The organism is Kosakonia sp. CCTCC M2018092, from assembly GCF_003864115.1.
GTDB lineage: Bacteria > Pseudomonadota > Gammaproteobacteria > Enterobacterales > Enterobacteriaceae > Kosakonia > Kosakonia cowanii.
The window spans coordinates 415,056-434,155 of record NZ_CP034225.1 but is presented as its reverse complement, the minus strand read 5'-3'; the positions used below and the strand labels follow the sequence as shown (position 1 = coordinate 434,155).

Here is a 19,100-nt window from a genome sequence, read left to right as displayed (position 1 = left end):
GATGATGAGTAATACAACAATGCAGTCTGGCGACGCGATGATCACGCTCGAAAATGTGAATAAGTGGTATGGGCAATTCCATGTTTTGAAAGATATTAATTTGCATGTGAAGCAGGGGGAAAGGATTGTACTTTGTGGCCCGTCGGGATCAGGAAAGTCGACCACCATTCGCTGTATCAACCACCTGGAAGAACATCAGCAGGGGCGTATTGTGGTGGACGGTATTGAGCTGAATGAGGATATTCGCAATATCGAAAAGATCCGCCAGGAAGTGGGGATGGTTTTCCAGCACTTCAATCTCTTCCCTCATCTGACGGTTTTGCAGAACTGTACGCTGGCACCAATTTGGGTGCGCAAGATGCCGAAGAAAGAGGCGGAAGCGCTGGCGATGCACTATCTGGAGCGGGTACGTATTGCCGAGCATGCGCATAAGTTCCCGGGACAGATTTCGGGCGGGCAGCAGCAGCGCGTAGCGATTGCGCGCTCGCTCTGTATGAAGCCGAAAATTATGCTTTTCGATGAGCCCACCTCGGCGCTGGATCCGGAAATGGTGAAGGAGGTACTTGATACCATGATTGGGCTTGCGCAGTCGGGTATGACGATGCTGTGCGTAACCCATGAGATGGGCTTTGCCCGCACCGTGGCGGACCGGGTGATCTTTATGGATCGCGGTGAGATCGTAGAGCAGGCAGCGCCCGATGAGTTCTTTGCACAGCCAAAGTCAGAGCGTACCCGGGCGTTTTTATCGCAGGTTATTCACTGATTGCCGCATGCTTCCTGTTAAGGCTACCCAATGGGTGGCCTTTTTTATCGTCGGGTTTAGCTGGATCCAGAATGACAAAAGGCCCCGTCTTTCGACGAGGCCTTCTGCTTTATTTGATGCCTGGCAGTTCCCTACTCTCGCATGGGGAGACCCCACACTACCATCGGCGCTACGGCGTTTCACTTCTGAGTTCGGCATGGGGTCAGGTGGGACCACCGCGCTAGTGCCGCCAGGCAAATTCTTTTCTTAGTGCCGAACTTTTAAACCGTTATAACTGGTGCTGATACCCAGAGTCGAACTGGGGACCTCACCCTTACCAAGGGTGCGCTCTACCAACTGAGCCATATCAGCACACTAAATTTGATGCCTGGCAGTTCCCTACTCTCGCATGGGGAGACCCCACACTACCATCGGCGCTACGGCGTTTCACTTCTGAGTTCGGCATGGGGTCAGGTGGGACCACCGCGCTAGTGCCGCCAGGCAAATTCTGTTGCCATCCCGCTTTCGCCGGACGGCTTAATCTGTATCAGCTGAAAATCTGTCTCTCATCCGCCAAAACATCTTCGGCGTTGTAAGGTTAAGCCTCACGGTTCATTAGTACCGGTTAGCTCAACGCATCGCTGCGCTTACACACCCGGCCTATCAACGTCGTCGTCTTCAACGTTCCTTCAGGAGACTCAAGGTCTCAGGGAGAACTCATCTCGGGGCAAGTTTCGTGCTTAGATGCTTTCAGCACTTATCTCTTCCGCATTTAGCTACCGGGCAGTGCCATTGGCATGACAACCCGAACACCAGTGATGCGTCCACTCCGGTCCTCTCGTACTAGGAGCAGCCCCCCTCAATTCTCCAGCGCCCACGGCAGATAGGGACCGAACTGTCTCACGACGTTCTAAACCCAGCTCGCGTACCACTTTAAATGGCGAACAGCCATACCCTTGGGACCTACTTCAGCCCCAGGATGTGATGAGCCGACATCGAGGTGCCAAACACCGCCGTCGATATGAACTCTTGGGCGGTATCAGCCTGTTATCCCCGGAGTACCTTTTATCCGTTGAGCGATGGCCCTTCCATTCAGAACCACCGGATCACTATGACCTGCTTTCGCACCTGCTCGCGCCGTCACGCTCGCAGTCAAGCCAGCTTATGCCATTGCACTAACCTCCTGATGTCCGACCAGGATTAGCTGACCTTCGTGCTCCTCCGTTACGCTTTAGGAGGAGACCGCCCCAGTCAAACTACCCACCAGACACTGTCCGCAACCCGGATTACGGGTCCACGTTAGAACATCAAACATTAAAGGGTGGTATTTCAAGGTTGGCTCCACGCAGACTGGCGTCCACGCTTCAAAGCCTCCCACCTATCCTACACATCAAGGCTCAATGTTCAGTGTCAAGCTATAGTAAAGGTTCACGGGGTCTTTCCGTCTTGCCGCGGGTACACTGCATCTTCACAGCGAGTTCAATTTCACTGAGTCTCGGGTGGAGACAGCCTGGCCATCATTACGCCATTCGTGCAGGTCGGAACTTACCCGACAAGGAATTTCGCTACCTTAGGACCGTTATAGTTACGGCCGCCGTTTACCGGGGCTTCGATCAAGAGCTTCACCTTGCGGTTGACCCCATCAATTAACCTTCCGGCACCGGGCAGGCGTCACACCGTATACGTCCACTTTCGTGTTTGCACAGTGCTGTGTTTTTAATAAACAGTTGCAGCCAGCTGGTATCTTCGACTGGTTTCAGCTCCGCGAGCAAGTCGCTTCACCTACGCACCAGCGTGCCTTCTCCCGAAGTTACGGCACCATTTTGCCTAGTTCCTTCACCCGAGTTCTCTCAAGCGCCTTGGTATTCTCTACCTGACCACCTGTGTCGGTTTGGGGTACGATTTCGTGTTACCTGATGCTTAGAGGCTTTTCCTGGAAGCAGGGCATTTGTCACTTCAGCACCGTAGTGCCTCGTCATCACGCCTCAGTGTTAAAGTGAACCGGATTTACCTGGAACACACACCTACACGCTTAAACCGGGACAACCGTCGCCCGGCCGACATAGCCTTCTCCGTCCCCCCTTCGCAGTAACACCAAGTACAGGAATATTAACCTGTTTCCCATCGACTACGCCTTTCGGCCTCGCCTTAGGGGTCGACTCACCCTGCCCCGATTAACGTTGGACAGGAACCCTTGGTCTTCCGGCGAGCGGGCTTTTCACCCGCTTTATCGTTACTTATGTCAGCATTCGCACTTCTGATACCTCCAGCATGCCTCACAGCACACCTTCAACGGCTTACAGAACGCTCCCCTACCCAACAACACATAGTGTCGCTGCCGCAGCTTCGGTGCATGGTTTAGCCCCGTTACATCTTCCGCGCAGGCCGACTCGACCAGTGAGCTATTACGCTTTCTTTAAATGATGGCTGCTTCTAAGCCAACATCCTGGCTGTCTGGGCCTTCCCACATCGTTTCCCACTTAACCATGACTTTGGGACCTTAGCTGGCGGTCTGGGTTGTTTCCCTCTTCACGACGGACGTTAGCACCCGCCGTGTGTCTCCCGTGATAACATTCTCCGGTATTCGTAGTTTGCATCGGGTTGGTAAGCCGGGATGGCCCCCTAGCCGAAACAGTGCTCTACCCCCGGAGATGAATTCACGAGGCGCTACCTAAATAGCTTTCGGGGAGAACCAGCTATCTCCCGGTTTGATTGGCCTTTCACCCCCAGCCACAGGTCATCCGCTAATTTTTCAACATTAGTCGGTTCGGTCCTCCAGTTAGTGTTACCCAACCTTCAACCTGCCCATGGCTAGATCACCGGGTTTCGGGTCTATACCCTGCAACTTAACGCCCAGTTAAGACTCGGTTTCCCTGCGGCTCCCCTATACGGTTAACCTTGCTACAGAATATAAGTCGCTGACCCATTATACAAAAGGTACGCAGTCACCCCATAAAAGAGGCTCCCACTGCTTGTACGTACACGGTTTCAGGTTCTGTTTCACTCCCCTCGCCGGGGTTCTTTTCGCCTTTCCCTCACGGTACTGGTTCACTATCGGTCAGTCAGGAGTATTTAGCCTTGGAGGATGGTCCCCCCATATTCAGACAGGATACCACGTGTCCCGCCCTACTCATCGAGCTCACAACCTGTGTGTTTTTGTGTACGGGGCTGTCACCCTGTATCGCGCGACTTTCCAGACGCTTCCACTAACACTCAGGCTGATTCAGGCTCTGGGCTGTTCCCCGTTCGCTCGCCGCTACTGGGGGAATCTCGGTTGATTTCTTTTCCTCGGGGTACTTAGATGTTTCAGTTCCCCCGGTTCGCCTCGTTAACCTATGTATTCAGTTAACGATAGTGCAACGGATTGCACTGGGTTTCCCCATTCGGACATCGCCGGCTGTAACGGTTCATATCACCTTACCGGCGCTTTTCGCAGATTAGCACGTCCTTCATCGCCTCTGACTGCCAGGGCATCCACCGTGTACGCTTAGTCGCTTAACCTCACAACCCGAAGATGTTTCGTAAAACATCATCAGTTGCGAAAATTTGAGAGACTCACGGAACAATTCGCATTGTTCTGTGTTTCAATTTTCAGCTTGATCCAGATTTTTAAAGAGCAAATATCTCAGACATGACTCACTGTTCACACAGGAATCAGGTTTGAGATACATCGGCAGGTGACTTTCACTCACAAACCAGCAAGTGGCGTCCCCTAGGGGATTCGAACCCCTGTTACCGCCGTGAAAGGGCGGTGTCCTGGGCCTCTAGACGAAGGGGACACAAAGTCTCACTCGCAAGACGCCTTGCTATTTACTTTTCATCAGACAATCTGTGTGGACACTGCAGGGATTGGTTCTTTAAGGTAAGGAGGTGATCCAACCGCAGGTTCCCCTACGGTTACCTTGTTACGACTTCACCCCAGTCATGAATCACAAAGTGGTAAGCGCCCTCCCGAAGGTTAAGCTACCTACTTCTTTTGCAACCCACTCCCATGGTGTGACGGGCGGTGTGTACAAGGCCCGGGAACGTATTCACCGTGACATTCTGATTCACGATTACTAGCGATTCCGACTTCATGGAGTCGAGTTGCAGACTCCAATCCGGACTACGACGCACTTTATGAGGTCCGCTAGCTCTCGCGAGATTGCTTCTCTTTGTATGCGCCATTGTAGCACGTGTGTAGCCCTGGTCGTAAGGGCCATGATGACTTGACGTCATCCCCACCTTCCTCCAGTTTATCACTGGCAGTCTCCTTTGAGTTCCCGGCCGGACCGCTGGCAACAAAGGATAAGGGTTGCGCTCGTTGCGGGACTTAACCCAACATTTCACAACACGAGCTGACGACAGCCATGCAGCACCTGTCTCACAGTTCCCGAAGGCACCAATCCATCTCTGGAAAGTTCTGTGGATGTCAAGACCAGGTAAGGTTCTTCGCGTTGCATCGAATTAAACCACATGCTCCACCGCTTGTGCGGGCCCCCGTCAATTCATTTGAGTTTTAACCTTGCGGCCGTACTCCCCAGGCGGTCGACTTAACGCGTTAGCTCCGGAAGCCACGCCTCAAGGGCACAACCTCCAAGTCGACATCGTTTACGGCGTGGACTACCAGGGTATCTAATCCTGTTTGCTCCCCACGCTTTCGCACCTGAGCGTCAGTCTTCGTCCAGGGGGCCGCCTTCGCCACCGGTATTCCTCCAGATCTCTACGCATTTCACCGCTACACCTGGAATTCTACCCCCCTCTACGAGACTCAAGCCTGCCAGTTTCGGATGCAGTTCCCAGGTTGAGCCCGGGGATTTCACATCCGACTTGACAGACCGCCTGCGTGCGCTTTACGCCCAGTAATTCCGATTAACGCTTGCACCCTCCGTATTACCGCGGCTGCTGGCACGGAGTTAGCCGGTGCTTCTTCTGCGGGTAACGTCAATCGACGCGGTTATTAACCGCATCGCCTTCCTCCCCGCTGAAAGTACTTTACAACCCGAAGGCCTTCTTCATACACGCGGCATGGCTGCATCAGGCTTGCGCCCATTGTGCAATATTCCCCACTGCTGCCTCCCGTAGGAGTCTGGACCGTGTCTCAGTTCCAGTGTGGCTGGTCATCCTCTCAGACCAGCTAGGGATCGTCGCCTAGGTGAGCCGTTACCCCACCTACTAGCTAATCCCATCTGGGCACATCTGATGGCAAGAGGCCCGAAGGTCCCCCTCTTTGGTCTTGCGACATTATGCGGTATTAGCTACCGTTTCCAGTAGTTATCCCCCTCCATCAGGCAGTTTCCCAGACATTACTCACCCGTCCGCCACTCGTCAGCAAAGCAGCAAGCTGCTTCCTGTTACCGTTCGACTTGCATGTGTTAGGCCTGCCGCCAGCGTTCAATCTGAGCCATGATCAAACTCTTCAATTTAAAGTTTGATGCTCATCGAATTAAACCGTAATGAATTACGTGTTCACCCGTGAGACTTGGTATTCATTTAGTGTCCGAAGACATCAAGAATCCATGTCACCTGAGTGCCCACACAGATTGTCTGATAAATTGTTAAAGAGCAGTTGCGACGCGCTTCAGCGCTCTGTCGCGAGGTGGCGTATATTACGCTTTCCTCTTTCAGAGTCAACCCTGAATTTCAGGATTTTTTCTCTTCCGTTGAAGCGACTATCTGGTGAAGTGATTCACGTTGTCGTGTCAACGGAGGCGCATTATAGGGATCCCATTTTTTAGCACAAGTCTTTTTGCGATCTTTTTTTCCGACTGCTGTTTTTTCGCCCTTTTCGCTGAGATCTCATGCGATCTGCACAGTTTATGCACCATAAAACAGTTGCAGAAGGCGGATCCCGCGATCAAAGTGATAGCTCTGGCCCGATTGAAGTGAGGTGTTATGTCTACTGTACTGCGTCCTTATAAGGATCTTTTCCCAACTATTGGTCAACGCGTCATGGTTGATCCCACCAGCGTCGTCGTTGGCGATGTAAGAATGGCAGAGGATGTCGGCATTTGGCCGCTGGTAGTGATTCGGGGTGACGTCAATTATGTAGAGATTGGCGCACGCACAAATATTCAGGACGGTAGCGTTCTGCACGTTACGCATAAGTCTTCTTACAACCCTGAAGGTAATCCACTGCTTATAGGAGAAGATGTAACTGTCGGCCATAAAGTGATGCTACATGGCTGCACCATCGGTCATCGCGTACTGGTCGGGATGGGATCTATTGTGCTGGATGGTGCCGTGATTGAAGATGAGGTCATGATTGGCGCAGGCAGCCTGGTTCCACAGAATAAGCGTCTGCAGAGCGGATACCTTTATCTGGGCAGCCCGGTAAAACAGATTCGCCCCCTGACGGAGGCTGAAATCGAAGGGTTAAGGTACTCGGCAAATAACTATGTGAAATGGAAGGATGAGTATCTTACTCAGGAGAGCCAAATTACTCCCTGATCGTCTTCCTCTTGTTGGCGGATGCACTGCTCCGCCTCCTCTTCCAGATCCCAGCGATGCTGGCGAAAAAGCGAAAGGTAATCTTCTGGCGTATTGCCACCGAAACGCTGCGCCAGCACTGAACCCTTTATTGCACACATCATCTGCATGCCGTTAACCAGCGCGGGAAAAACAATCGCCTGAGTGGAATCATGCCACTCTTCATGATCGGGAAACAGGATTGCCTGATTCATTTCGCCAGCTCCTGTTTAAGCATTGCGATAACAGGTTCAACTTCTGGCAATACGCCATGCCACAAAAACAGAGCGTGCGCCGCTTGCCCCACCAGCATTCCGAGGCCGTCTGCGCGGTTCACGGCGCCATGCTTTTCGCACCAGGCCAGGAACGGTGTGCTGCCTTTCTGATAAAACATGTCGTAGCAGTAAGTCTGCGGGCGAATTATTGCTTGCGGTAGCGCTGGAATATCGCCCCCCATCCCGCTTGAAGTCGCATTAATGATGAGATCAAATTCTCGCTCTGCAAGCGACGCCATCTCCGCCGCCTGTACGCTGCCGGTATGAGCAAAGAGCTCAGCTAAGGTTTGTGCGCGAGACCAGGTACGGTTAGTGATAGTTAAAGCACAATCGAGTGATAGCAGGGGCAAGATCACGCCGCGCGCCGCGCCACCCGCGCCCACCAGCAGAACACGCGAACCGGGGCGGATAAATGCCAGGCGTTGCAGATCGCTTAAGAGCCCGATGCCATCGGTGTTATCACCGAGCAAGCGCCCATCATCGAGTCGTTTAAGGGTGTTAACTGCCCCAGCCAGCGCAGCGCGTTCCGTCAACTCATCCGCACGCGCAAAAGCCTCTTCTTTAAAAGGTACGGTGACATTCGCCCCCTTGCCTCCATTATCAAAAAAAGCATTTAGCGTATTAACAAAATCATCAACAGGGGCGAGTGCTTTCCCATAAGGGTGATCGATTTGCAGCTGGCTGGCGAACTGTTGATGAATGAGCGGCGACTTGCTGTGCGCGACAGGATTACCAAAAACGACGTACGGTTCCATGCTATTACCCCTGTCGGAAGAGTTCACCGGTGAGTGCATCACGGATTTCGGAGGGATTCTGCCGGCCGCCAGTCGGCACATCGACGACCGGGAAATCTGGTCCGAATTGAGCGACAACTTCCTGGGCTGTTCTGCACGGCGGCAGACCGGATAAGTTGGCACTCGTTGATACCAGAGGTTTGCCGTAAGCCTCGCACAATTCAACCACCAGCGGATGGTCGGTGACGCGCACAGCAAGAGAATCAAAACGTCCAGTTAGCCATCGCGGCGTGGTTGGTTTTGCGGGAAACACAAATGTCACCGGACCTGGCCAGCAGGCAAAAATTGCCTGACGTTGGGTATCAGAAAGCATGCTGTCATCAATATAGGGTTTAAGTTGCGCAAAATTAGCGGCAATCAGTATCAACCCTTTTTCGACAGGCCGCTGCTTGAGTTTAAGCAGGCGATGCGCGGCGATTTCACTGTCCGGATCGCAACCAACGCCGAAAACGGCTTCTGTGGGATAAGCGATGACTTCTTCTTTTTTCAGGATCTCCACCATGGTGGCGATGGGATCTTTTGGCAGGTTATTCTTCACGAGTTTATTCCGCTGGGAGCAGCTTTCCACATTGTTTATTGGCACAGAAACATTTAACGCCCTGCGCGGTTTTCTTCTCTGTCAGCAACGGGTAGTGACATTCCGGGCACTCACCCGCTACCGGTCTGGAATTGATGACGAACTGGCAATCAGGATAACGATCGCAGGAGTAGAAGGTTTTGCCGTAACGCGACCGCCGCTGGACAAGATGTCCGCTCTGGCATTGCGGACAACTAATAGCCGTTTCATCAGGCTTATCGATCAGTTCGGTGTGTTCGCAGGCCGGATACTGACTGCATCCGATAAACATACCGAAGCGCCCTTGCCGTAGCACCAGCTCGGCACCACAAAGCGGGCACAATTGACCATCCAGAACTTTAACGATATGGCCGTCTGCCTGACTTTTCAGGGGACGTACATAATCGCACTCCGGATAATGAGAGCATCCGAGAAACGGACCGTGTTTCCCGGAGCGAATGACAAGTTCAGCCCCGCATTGTGGGCAGGGCTCATTATTACGCACAGTAAATAGTGCTGATTTGGTCATAACAACTCTTGAAGCTGCAAAAACAGTTAATGCAGCATACCTTCATTCACTTCAAAGAGTAATTCTTCCATTTGCTGGTAGGCGTTTTCACACCCTGGAATATTGAAGAGCACCATCAGGATGACCCATTTAAGATCTTCCAGCTCGAACTCTGCGTTATCCAGCGCCAGCGCACGCTCAATCACCATTTCCCGTGTTTCGAGGTTTAGCACCTGAATCTGCTCCAGGAATAACAGGAATCCCCGGCAACTGGCATCCAGCCTTTCACTCTCTTCTGCGGTATAGATGCGTAAGGAGAGTGGATCAGAAGCAAGCTGCATCGGTTCGGCGAGGCCTTCCTGATAATCAGCCAGCTTTTCCAGCCACATAAGCGCGTTGTAGATATCCTCACGATCAAATCCGGCGTCGGTAAGATCCCGTTCCAGTTTGTCCTGATCCACACGCAATTCAGCTTCGTTATGGATGTAAGTCTCAAACAAGTACATTAGTACGTCGAACATGGCTTGCCCTCCTCAATCGGACATAGCCGCCGGGTACAGCTGCGATCCATCCTGCTAACTCCAGTTCAAGCAATTGAGCAGCTGCCACTGGCACAGGTTGGCCGGCACGTTCAGCGACGACGTCAACAGGTGTTACCTCATCTCCTACGTTAGCCAGGAGCTCAGGAAATGGCAATGCCGCCTTTTCGCCTTCTGCAGGATAAATTGCATTTTCGTGCGTTTCCGCCACCCAATTTAGCCCATATTGCAAATGTTCGAGGATCTCTTCAGCCGATGTAACAGGCGTCGCGCCCTGCTTTAATAGCCAATGCGGCCCCTCGCTGCCAGGGCTACCAACGGCCCCCGGTAATGCAAAAACGTCTCTCCCTTGCTCAAGCGCGAGCCGGGCCGTTACTAAAGAACCGCTGCGTAATGCGGCCTCGATCACAAATACTGCCCGGCTAAGACCACTGATAATCCGGTTACGACGGGGAAAATGACCCGGCTTCGGGGTCGCCGATAGCGGAAACTCGGAGACCAGCGCCCCGCCCTGCTCCAGCAACTGGGAAGCAAGGGCAGTGTGTCTGCGCGGATAAAGGCTAAAAAGCCCATTACCCAGCACGCCAATGCTTTTCCCTTCAACACTTATTGCGGCGCGATGGGCGACGCTATCAATTCCCAGCGCCATTCCGCTGGTAATCGTTAAGCCTGCACGCGCAAGCGATTCGCAAAAGAGACGTCCCCAACGTTCGCCATACCAGGAGTGCGCGCGACTACCTACGACGGCTAATTGCTGGGATTTCAAAACCGCAATATCGCCTTTAACAAACAGCGCGCCCGGGTAATCAGCAATGGCGCGCAGCGGTTCGGGATAAGCCGCATCGCTGGCCACGATCATGTGATGTTGAGGGTCCACCAGCCAGTTTAGGCAGCGATCGAGTTCCCGTGCTGAAAGGGAAAAAAAGCGGCGCGTCTGCGCAACCGTCAAACCTAAAAGCTGCAGCTCGGCAGCCGTCACAGCATCGCTTATCTCCAGCTGCTGCGCGATGCTCAGCCACTTGTCGCCAGAGAGGTCGCCAACCTGTATCAGACGTAGCCAAATTTCCGTGGATGTCATTCCCTCTCCCCTGCCATAAGCCGTATCGGCAATCCTTGCGATCGGTCACTGATGCTGTCAATCGCCAGGGGATTTGTCTAGAATAGAGGGCATATTCTTTACAACTCCTGAACACAACTCTGGATATTTATGGCAGTTTTGCATGTGTTACATATTCCGGACGAGCGGCTTCGCAAAGTCGCCGATCCGGTAAAAGAAGTGAATGCGGATATTCAACGTATCGTTGATGATATGTTCGAAACGATGTACGCCGAAGAGGGCATTGGTCTCGCGGCGACGCAGGTTGATATTCATCAGCGAATTATCGTGATTGATGTGTCAGAAAATCGCGATGAGCAACTGGTGTTGATCAACCCGGAATTGCTGGAAAAGAGCGGCGAAACAGGTATTGAAGAGGGTTGCCTCTCTATTCCGGAACAACGCGCCCTTGTTCCGCGAGCGGAAAAAGTGAAAATCCGCGCGCTGGATCGTAATGGCAATTCGTTTGAACTTGAAGCTGATGGTCTGCTGGCCATTTGTATTCAGCATGAAATGGATCATCTGGTCGGTAAACTCTTTATCGATTATCTGTCTCCGCTGAAACGCCAGCGTATTCGTCAGAAAGTCGAAAAACTGGATCGTATGAACGGCCGCGCTTAAGGCGGGCAGAAAAGGATAAACGTGTCAGATTCTCTACGTATTATTTTTGCCGGCACTCCTGATTTTGCAGCGCGTCATCTTGACGCGCTGCTCTCTTCTGAACACGAGATCGTAGGGGTCTTTACCCAACCCGATCGCCCTGCTGGCCGGGGTAAAAAACTGATGCCCAGCCCGGTGAAAGTGCTGGCGGAAGAGAAAGGCTTGCCCGTGTTTCAACCGGCCTCCTTACGGCAGCAGGAAAACCAACAACTGGTCGCCGACTTGAATGCTGATGTAATGGTCGTCGTCGCCTATGGGCTAATTTTGCCTAAAGCCGTGCTCGATATGCCGCGTCTTGGCTGCATCAACGTGCATGGTTCCTTGCTACCGCGCTGGCGCGGTGCGGCGCCGATTCAGCGTGCATTATGGGCCGGCGACACACAAACGGGCGTCACCATCATGCAGATGGATGTGGGTCTTGATACGGGCGACATGCTTTATAAACTGGCCTGCCCGATAACATCTGAAGATACCAGCGCCACGCTCTACGATAAGCTGGCGGCGCTGGGTCCGCAGGGTCTTATTGAGACCCTGCAGCAGCTGGCCCAAGGCACAGCCCAGCCGCAAGTTCAGGATGAAGAGCTGGTCACCTATGCAGAGAAGCTCAGCAAAGACGAGGCGCGTATGGACTGGTCGTTGAGCGCAGAGCAACTTGAACGCTGCATTCGCGCATTCAATCCGTGGCCGATGAGCTGGTTTGTGATTGATGAGCAGCCGATCAAAGTATGGAAAGCCTCTGCGCTTCCCTCTTCTACGCAGGCTGAGCCCGGCACGATTGTTGAAGCATCGAAATCCGGGATTCAGGTCGCAACCGCAGAAGGCATACTTAATCTTGAATCGCTGCAGCCCGCAGGTAAAAAAGCGATGAGCGCGCAGGATCTGCTGAATTCGCGGCGGGAATGGTTTGTGCCAGGCAACCGTCTGGCCTGATCTCATATTTAAGCCCGGTTCTGCCGGGCATTTTTATTTTTGTGGTTATGAAAAAACAGATGAATTTACGCAGCATGGCTGCGCAGGCAGTTGAACAGGTTATTGAACAAGGGCAATCGCTCAGTAATATCCTGCCGCCGTTACAACAGAAAGTGACCGATAAAGATAAGGCGCTGCTGCAGGAGCTCTGCTTCGGCGTGCTGCGCGTCATGCCGCAGCTTGACTGGCTTATTAATAAGCTGATGTCACGGCCAATGACAGGTAAGCAGCGGACGGTGCACTATCTCATTATGGTTGGGTTATACCAGCTGTTGCATACGCGCATTCCGGCTCATGCGGCGCTGGCAGAAACCGTTGAAGGCGCAGTGGTCATTAAACGCCCGCAGCTGAAAGGGTTGATTAACGGCGTGCTGCGTCAGTTTCAGCGCCAGCAGGAAGAGCTACTGGCGGAGTTCGCCAACAGCGAAAATCGTTACCTTTTCCCGGCATGGTTGTTAAAGCGTGTGAAACAAGCCTATCCGCAGCAGTGGTCAGAGATTATTGAAGCCAGTAATCAGCGCCCGCCGATGTGGCTACGCGTTAATCGCCAGCATCATACGCGTGATGGCTGGCTGGCACTGCTTGAAGAGAGCGGGCAGCAGGGTTTCACTCACACCGATTACCCGGACGCAGTACGCCTGGCAAATGCAGCACCGGTAATGTCTCTGCCGGGGTTCAGTGAAGGCTGGGTAACGGTTCAGGACGCAGCGGCACAGGGTTGCATTACCTTCCTTGCACCGCAGAATGGCGAGCGTATTCTCGATCTGTGCGCCGCGCCGGGCGGTAAAACCACCCACATCCTTGAGGCGGCACCACAGGCTAGCGTATTAGCAGTTGATGTCGACGAACAACGTTTGTCACGAGTCTATGACAACCTGAAACGTCTCGGCATGAAAGCCGAGGTGAAACAGGGTGATGGGCGCTTCCCTGCGCAGTGGTGCGGCGATGAACAGTTTGATCGTATTTTGCTTGATGCGCCCTGTTCAGCCACGGGCGTTATTCGACGCCATCCTGATATTAAATGGCTGCGTCGCGATCGTGATATCTCCGAGCTGGCACAGCTACAAGCAGAAATCCTTGATGCTATCTGGCCTCATTTGAAAAGTGGCGGTACGTTGGTTTACGCAACCTGCTCGATTTTACCGCAAGAGAATAGCTATCAGGTCGCAGCGTTCCTGAAGCGAACCCCGGATGCGCAGCTGAGCGAAACCGGAACACCGGAGGAGCCAGGCCTGCAGAAGCTGCCAGGTGCCGAAGAGGGCGACGGCTTCTTTTACGCTAAGCTAATCAAACAGTGAGAGAGACAACGGGTCACAGCAGATGAAGATAATTATTCTGGGTGCGGGACAGGTCGGCGGCACGCTGGCCGAAAACCTGGTCGGTGAAAATAACGACATCACTGTTGTCGATACCAATGGCGATCGCCTGCATAACCTACAGGACAAGTTCGATCTACGCGTTGTGCAGGGCCACGGTTCGCACCCGCGCGTGCTACGCGAAGCGGGTGCAGATGATGCAGATATGCTGGTTGCGGTCACAAGCTCCGATGAGACCAATATGGTTGCCTGCCAGGTGGCGTTTTCTCTGTTTAACACGCCAAATCGCATCGCACGTATCCGCTCCCCGGACTATGTTCGGGATGCGGATAAATTATTTCATTCCGAAGCCGTGCCTATCGATCATCTGATTGCGCCAGAACAGCTGGTTATCGACAGCATCTATCGCCTGATTGAATACCCGGGCGCGCTGCAGGTTGTCAATTTTGCTGAAGGCAAAGTAAGCCTCGCGGTCGTAAAAGCCTATTACGGCGGGCCGCTGGTTGGGAATGCGCTCTCCACTATGCGCGAGCATATGCCGCACATCGATACCCGAGTCGCTGCAATTTTTCGTCATGACCGGCCTATTCGTCCGCAGGGCTCTACCATTGTTGAGGCTGGTGACGAAGTCTTCTTCATTGCCGCGTCACAGCATATTCGCGCGGTAATGAGCGAGTTGCAAAGGCTGGAGAAACCCTATAAACGGATCATGCTGGTCGGTGGCGGGAATATCGGTGCCGGACTGGCGCATCAGCTTGAAAAGGATTACAGCGTCAAACTGATCGAGCGCGATCAGCAGCGGGCTGCGGAACTTGCCGAGAAATTGCAAAATACGATCGTTTTTTATGGCGATGCCTCGGATCAAGAGTTGCTGGCTGAAGAGCACATTGATCAAGTGGATCTCTTTATCGCCGTCACGAACGATGATGAAGCCAACATTATGTCAGCGATGCTGGCCAAACGGATGGGCGCAAAAAAGGTGATGGTGCTGATCCAGCGTCGCGCCTATGTTGACCTGGTCCAGGGCAGTGTTATCGATATCGCCATCTCTCCGCAGCAGGCAACTATTTCTGCCTTACTAAGCCATGTGCGAAAAGCGGATATCGTTGGCGTTTCTTCTCTGCGTCGCGGCGTTGCCGAAGCGATCGAAGCGGTTGCGCACGGCGATGAAACGACATCACGCGTGGTGGGTCGTGTGATCGATGAGATCAAATTGCCGCCGGGTACGATCATCGGCGCGGTAGTTCGTGGAGATGATGTCATGATCGCTAATGATAATTTGCGCATTGAGCAAGGCGACCACGTGATTATGTTTTTGACCGACAAAAAATACATCACCGATGTCGAGCGACTCTTCCAGCCCAGTCCCTTCTTCCTGTAATCCTTCAGGGCGCTTATTTAAGCGCCCTTCTTATTTCCACTGTATTGTAAGGGACTAACAGGGCTCGTTATTTTATTTACCTAAATGGAAATTGTTAGGTATGTTGTTAGACTTAGTGTGACGCAAAGCACATGGAGAAGATTATGAGTATGTTAAAAGAGTTTCGCGAATTCGCGATGCGTGGGAATGTTGTCGATTTGGCAGTCGGTGTAATTATCGGTGCGGCTTTCGGCAAAATCGTCTCTTCACTGGTGGCCGATATCATTATGCCACCGCTGGGATTGTTGATTGGCGGTATCGACTTTAAACAGTTCGCGCTGACCCTGCGTGAAGCACAGGGTGATGTGCCTGCCGTTGTGATGCATTACGGCGTATTTATTCAGAACGTGTTTGACTTCATCATTGTCGCTTTTGCGATCTTCCTGGCAATCAAAGTGATCAACAAGCTGAAACGTAAACAGGCTGAAGAGCCGAAAGCGCCGCCGGCTCCGAGCAAAGAAGAAGTGTTACTCAGTGAAATTCGCGACCTGCTGAAAGAACAAAACAGCCGCGTTTAAAAGTAAGAAGGCCAGTGGTAAATAAGCGATTCGCTTGCTTGCCACTGGCCTCCTGAAAACCTCGTTTTGCATGTTTATTTTTCCGCAGATAACTTCCTTTCCCTTTTTTATTCTTTTCAACTCGCTGACGAAAAAGCGGGTCATGCAGAAGTGCCTCAATGGCGTTATCGTTTATCTGCCCTTTAGCGTGCTGATAGCGACTCATATATTTCTCCAGATTGTGTAGTAAAACGGCCGAAGTGTAGACCTCGCGATGAACAAGATCAACTCCGGGTATTGGTTGTATTGTTAGCTGGTCCCTGCTCAAGTGCTTCAAGAATTGAACAATAGACGCTGCTGTGGGCAGTACCGCAACAGGCGTCATTCAGTTTCTGCAGCGAGCGCCGCATGGCCTGCATCTCTTCGATGCGTGCTTCAACTTCACTTAGCCGCGCCTGGACGATGCTCTTCGATTCCTGACAGGTATGATGCTCAGGATCGACGCGGATCGATAACAGCTCGCGGATCGACTCGAGAGTAAAACCGAGCTGACGAGCATGGCGGATAAACTTAAGGCGTTTGAGATCGTGATCGGTATAAAGGCGAAAACCACCTTCGGTGCGCCCTCCATGATCCATCATCTGCTGCTTTTCGTAATAACGAATGGTGTCCGGCGTAACGTCGGCCAACTTTGCAATTTCACCAATACGATACATGATCACTCCGGATTAACTTTATGCTGTAGTTTGGCCGCGTACTCACCATGAAGAAAATCAGTACTCACGCCAGCCTGGCGCAGCTTAAGTTCCAGTAAGGCGAGGCGACGGTTAAGTTCATGCCGCTGATGGGGATCGTGTTCAACACTGCTAAGCAGATCGACAAGTTCGACCGCCTCTTTGCGCATTTCGAGTTCTGGCGGAAGATAACCGGCATTCTTTAATAATCGATAGCCTGCACGTAGATCCTGAGGAACATGAGAATCGTCATCAAGGGTGAGCCGCTCACCGCTACCAGCAAGATTATCGAATTCACCTTTTTGCTGGGCATCAATGATATGCCGTTCTGCCCACTGATCAAGTAACCACATAATGGCCTCCGGGGTTGAACTTAAGAACAGGCTTAGTTTAGAAGGGTGGGGAGAGAGTAGAAATAAAAAAACCCGCCGAGGCGGGTTTTTTTACGTTACTACAGATTACTCTGCAGCAGCTTCTGCTTTCGATTCAGCGCGATCAACCAGCTCGATGTAAGCCATCGGAGCGTTGTCACCTGCACGGAAGCCACACTTAAGAATACGAGTGTAACCACCGGCACGGCTCGCGAAACGCGGGCCCAGTTCGTTAAACAGTTTTGCCACGATCTCGTTATCACGAGTGCGGGCGAATGCCAGACGACGATTAGCAACGCTGTCAGTCTTAGCAAGTGTAATCAGCGGCTCAACTACGCGACGCAGCTCTTTCGCTTTCGGCAGGGTCGTCTTGATGATCTCATGACGAACCAGAGAGCCTGCCATGTTACGGAACATGGCCTGGCGATGGCTGCTGTTGCGGTTCAGTTGACGACCACTCTTACGATGGCGCATGACCTTATCCTTCTCAGTAAAACCTTAACCTGTGATCCGGTTACTCGTCAGCAATGCTTGCCGGCGGCCAGTTTTCCAGGCGCATGCCCAGAGACAGACCACGTGAGGCCAGCACGTCTTTAATCTCGGTAAGAGATTTTTTACCCAGGTTCGGCGTTTTCAGCAACTCAACCTCGGTACGCTGTACCAGATCACCGATATAGTGGATAGCTTCTGCCTTAAGGCAGTTAGCAGAGCGGACAGTCAATTCCAGATCGTCAACAGGGCGCAGCAGAATCGGATCGAACTCTGGTTTCTCTTCTTTAACTTCCGGCTGACGTACATCACGTAAATCAACGAAAGCTTCAAGTTGTTCTGCCAGAATGGTTGCCGCACGACGAATCGCCTCTTCAGGATCGATTGTGCCGTTGGTTTCCATTTCGATGACCAGCTTGTCCAGGTCGGTACGCTGTTCCACACGTGCTGCTTCAACATTGTAGGCAATTCGCTCTACAGGGCTGTAGCACGCATCAACCAGCAGACGGCCGATCGGGCGCTCATCTTCTTCCGAATGAATTCGGGCAGACGCCGGCACGTAACCACGACCGCGCTGAACTTTGATACGCATATTGATAGATGCGTTTTCATCGGTCAGGTGGCAGATCACATGCTGCGGCTTGACGATTTCGACATCACCGTCGTGGGTAATGTCGGCTGCGGTCACAGGGCCAATGCCAGATTTACTCAGAGTAAGAATAACTTCATCTTTACCCTGAACTCTCACCGCCAGCCCTTTCAGGTTGAGCAGGATTTCAAGGATATCTTCCTGAACGCCTTCTTTGGTGCTGTACTCATGAAGTACACCATCAATCTCAACCTCAGTCACCGCGCAACCCGGCATCGATGAGAGCAGAATACGGCGCAGTGCGTTACCCAGAGTATGGCCAAAGCCACGCTCTAAAGGCTCAAGGGTCACCTTGGCGTGCGTCGAACTCACTTGCTCGATATCTACCAGGCGCGGTTTTAGAAACTCTGTCACAGAACCCTGCATTGTGTCCTCTCTTTGGTACTAAGCTTTACTTGGAGTAAAGCTCGACGATCAGGTGTTCGTTAATGTCCGCAGACAGATCAGAACGCTCCGGCTTACGCTTGAACGTGCCTTCCATCTTGCCAGCATCAACTTCCAGCCAGGTTGGCTTTTCACGCTGCTCAGCCAGCTCCAGAGCGGCTTTCACGCGAGACTGCTTTTTCGCTTTCTCACGAATGCTAACAACGTCATTCGGACTAACCTGATAAGAAGCGATGTTAACAACACGACCGTTTACCATGATTGCTTTATGGCTAACCAGCTGACGTGCTTCTGCACGAGTGGCGCCGAAGCCCATACGGTATACAACGTTGTCCAGACGACCTTCCAGCAGAGCCAACAGGTTTTCACCGGTGTTGCCTTTCAGACGTGCTGCTTCTTTGTAATAGTTACGGAACTGACGCTCCAGCACACCGTAGATACGGCGAACTTTTTGCTTTTCACGCAACTGCACACCATAGTCAGACAGACGCGGTTTACGCGCACCGTGCTGGCCAGGAGCTTGTTCAATTTTACACTTGGTATCGATCGCGCGAACGCCAGACTTAAGGAACAGGTCTGTGCCCTCACGACGGCTCAGCTTGAGCTTAGGACCCAAATATCTTGCCATTTTCTTTCTCCAACAATCCTAGAAAA

19 protein-coding genes, 2 tRNA genes and 4 rRNA genes are annotated in these 19,100 nt (G+C 52.4%); 7 read left to right on the top strand and 18 right to left on the bottom strand.

Translation table 11 applies throughout. From position 1 onward, the window contains the following. Positions 1–4: 4 nt before the first annotated feature. The gene (locus EH164_RS02115) at positions 5–763 is read left to right on the top strand and encodes an amino acid ABC transporter ATP-binding protein (protein WP_054803019.1); all 759 of its coding nucleotides are present in this window, start codon (positions 5–7) and stop codon (positions 761–763) included. Positions 764–881: 118 nt separating this feature from the next. Here the strand turns inward: EH164_RS02115 and rrf (EH164_RS02110) are convergent. The 6 genes from rrf (EH164_RS02110) to EH164_RS02085 all read right to left on the bottom strand — a co-directional run bounded on the left by rrf (EH164_RS02110) (position 882) and on the right by EH164_RS02085 (position 6,147). Further along, positions 882–997, bottom strand: a 5S ribosomal RNA gene (rrf, locus tag EH164_RS02110). A gap of 41 nt (positions 998–1,038) precedes the next feature. Continuing rightward, positions 1,039–1,114: transfer RNA gene (locus tag EH164_RS02105), tRNA-Thr, on the bottom strand. Between the two features lie 14 nt (positions 1,115–1,128). After that, a 5S ribosomal RNA gene (gene rrf / locus EH164_RS02100) occupies positions 1,129–1,244 on the bottom strand. A gap of 92 nt (positions 1,245–1,336) precedes the next feature. Further along, positions 1,337–4,243 (bottom strand): 23S ribosomal RNA (locus EH164_RS02095). A 202-nt stretch (positions 4,244–4,445) separates the two neighbouring features. Further along, positions 4,446–4,521, bottom strand: a tRNA-Glu gene (locus EH164_RS02090). 84 nt (positions 4,522–4,605) lie between these two features. Next, positions 4,606–6,147: ribosomal RNA gene (locus EH164_RS02085) — 16S ribosomal RNA — on the bottom strand. Together the 16S, 23S and 5S rRNA genes with 2 tRNA genes alongside form the textbook arrangement of a ribosomal RNA operon. A 469-nt stretch (positions 6,148–6,616) precedes the next feature. Here EH164_RS02085 and EH164_RS02080 point away from each other — a divergent pair. After that, complete coding sequence (locus EH164_RS02080) at positions 6,617–7,171, top strand: gamma carbonic anhydrase family protein (RefSeq protein ID WP_124967155.1); 555 nt, start codon at positions 6,617–6,619, stop codon at positions 7,169–7,171. Here EH164_RS02080 and EH164_RS02075 read toward each other — a convergent pair. The 6 genes from EH164_RS02075 to dprA are packed head-to-tail and all read right to left on the bottom strand — an operon-like array spanning position 7,147 to position 10,939. After that, a complete protein-coding gene (locus EH164_RS02075) occupies positions 7,147–7,404 on the bottom strand; it encodes a DUF1488 domain-containing protein (protein ID WP_124967154.1) in 258 nt (85 codons plus the stop codon). The genes EH164_RS02080 and EH164_RS02075 overlap by 25 nt on opposite strands. Next, a complete protein-coding gene (gene aroE, locus EH164_RS02070) occupies positions 7,401–8,219 on the bottom strand; it encodes a shikimate dehydrogenase (protein WP_124967153.1) in 819 nt (272 codons plus the stop codon). Before aroE ends, EH164_RS02075 begins: the two co-directional genes overlap by 4 nt. A 4-nt stretch (positions 8,220–8,223) precedes the next feature. Further along, complete coding sequence (gene tsaC, locus EH164_RS02065; protein ID WP_124967152.1) at positions 8,224–8,796, bottom strand: L-threonylcarbamoyladenylate synthase type 1 TsaC; 573 nt, start codon at positions 8,794–8,796, stop codon at positions 8,224–8,226. Between the two features lie 4 nt (positions 8,797–8,800). Continuing rightward, complete coding sequence (locus tag EH164_RS02060) at positions 8,801–9,343, bottom strand: type I DNA topoisomerase (RefSeq protein ID WP_124967151.1); 543 nt, start codon at positions 9,341–9,343, stop codon at positions 8,801–8,803. A gap of 26 nt (positions 9,344–9,369) precedes the next feature. Continuing rightward, entirely contained in the window at positions 9,370–9,843 is a 474-nt protein-coding gene (gene smg / locus EH164_RS02055) for a DUF494 family protein Smg (protein WP_023479416.1), read from the bottom strand. Next, positions 9,815–10,939 carry a DNA-protecting protein DprA gene (gene dprA / locus EH164_RS02050; protein ID WP_124967150.1) on the bottom strand — a complete coding sequence of 375 codons (1,125 nt, stop codon included), beginning with the start codon at positions 10,937–10,939 and terminating at the stop codon, positions 9,815–9,817. The genes smg and dprA overlap by 29 nt, the downstream gene beginning before the upstream one ends. A 129-nt stretch (positions 10,940–11,068) precedes the next feature. Between dprA and def the strand changes: the two genes are divergently transcribed. The 5 genes from def (at position 11,069) to mscL (ending at position 15,840) form a co-directional block, all read left to right on the top strand. Then, a complete protein-coding gene (gene def / locus EH164_RS02045) occupies positions 11,069–11,578 on the top strand; it encodes a peptide deformylase (RefSeq protein ID WP_023479413.1) in 510 nt (169 codons plus the stop codon). A 21-nt stretch (positions 11,579–11,599) separates the two neighbouring features. Next, positions 11,600–12,547: a methionyl-tRNA formyltransferase gene (gene fmt / locus EH164_RS02040; RefSeq protein WP_124967149.1), complete on the top strand. Its 948-nt coding sequence runs from the start codon at positions 11,600–11,602 to the stop codon at positions 12,545–12,547. A gap of 47 nt (positions 12,548–12,594) precedes the next feature. Next, positions 12,595–13,884, top strand: coding sequence for a 16S rRNA (cytosine(967)-C(5))-methyltransferase RsmB (gene rsmB, locus EH164_RS02035; RefSeq protein WP_124967148.1), 1,290 nt, complete (start codon positions 12,595–12,597; stop codon positions 13,882–13,884). Positions 13,885–13,906: 22 nt separating this feature from the next. Beyond that, entirely contained in the window at positions 13,907–15,283 is a 1,377-nt protein-coding gene (trkA, locus tag EH164_RS02030) for a Trk system potassium transporter TrkA (protein ID WP_124967147.1), read from the top strand. 143 nt (positions 15,284–15,426) lie between these two features. Continuing rightward, positions 15,427–15,840: a large-conductance mechanosensitive channel protein MscL gene (gene mscL, locus EH164_RS02025; protein ID WP_023479411.1), complete on the top strand. Its 414-nt coding sequence runs from the start codon at positions 15,427–15,429 to the stop codon at positions 15,838–15,840. Here mscL and EH164_RS02020 read toward each other — a convergent pair. The 6 genes from EH164_RS02020 to rpsD form a co-directional block, all read right to left on the bottom strand. Beyond that, positions 15,794–16,045 carry an alternative ribosome-rescue factor A gene (locus tag EH164_RS02020; RefSeq protein ID WP_124967146.1) on the bottom strand — a complete coding sequence of 84 codons (252 nt, stop codon included), beginning with the start codon at positions 16,043–16,045 and terminating at the stop codon, positions 15,794–15,796. The genes mscL and EH164_RS02020 overlap by 47 nt on opposite strands. A 58-nt stretch (positions 16,046–16,103) precedes the next feature. Then, positions 16,104–16,535, bottom strand: a complete 432-nt coding sequence (gene zntR, locus EH164_RS02015; protein WP_023479405.1) for a Zn(2+)-responsive transcriptional regulator — start codon at positions 16,533–16,535, stop codon at positions 16,104–16,106. 2 nt (positions 16,536–16,537) lie between these two features. Beyond that, on the bottom strand, positions 16,538–16,906 hold the full coding sequence (locus tag EH164_RS02010; protein WP_023479423.1) for a DUF1992 domain-containing protein: 369 nt from the start codon (positions 16,904–16,906) through the stop codon (positions 16,538–16,540). Between the two features lie 105 nt (positions 16,907–17,011). Beyond that, positions 17,012–17,398, bottom strand: coding sequence for a 50S ribosomal protein L17 (gene rplQ / locus EH164_RS02005; RefSeq protein ID WP_023479432.1), 387 nt, complete (start codon positions 17,396–17,398; stop codon positions 17,012–17,014). A 40-nt stretch (positions 17,399–17,438) separates the two neighbouring features. After that, positions 17,439–18,428 carry a DNA-directed RNA polymerase subunit alpha gene (rpoA, locus tag EH164_RS02000; protein WP_023479415.1) on the bottom strand — a complete coding sequence of 330 codons (990 nt, stop codon included), beginning with the start codon at positions 18,426–18,428 and terminating at the stop codon, positions 17,439–17,441. A gap of 25 nt (positions 18,429–18,453) precedes the next feature. Further along, positions 18,454–19,074, bottom strand: coding sequence for a 30S ribosomal protein S4 (gene rpsD, locus EH164_RS01995; protein ID WP_000135224.1), 621 nt, complete (start codon positions 19,072–19,074; stop codon positions 18,454–18,456). Positions 19,075–19,100: the final 26 nt, after the last annotated feature.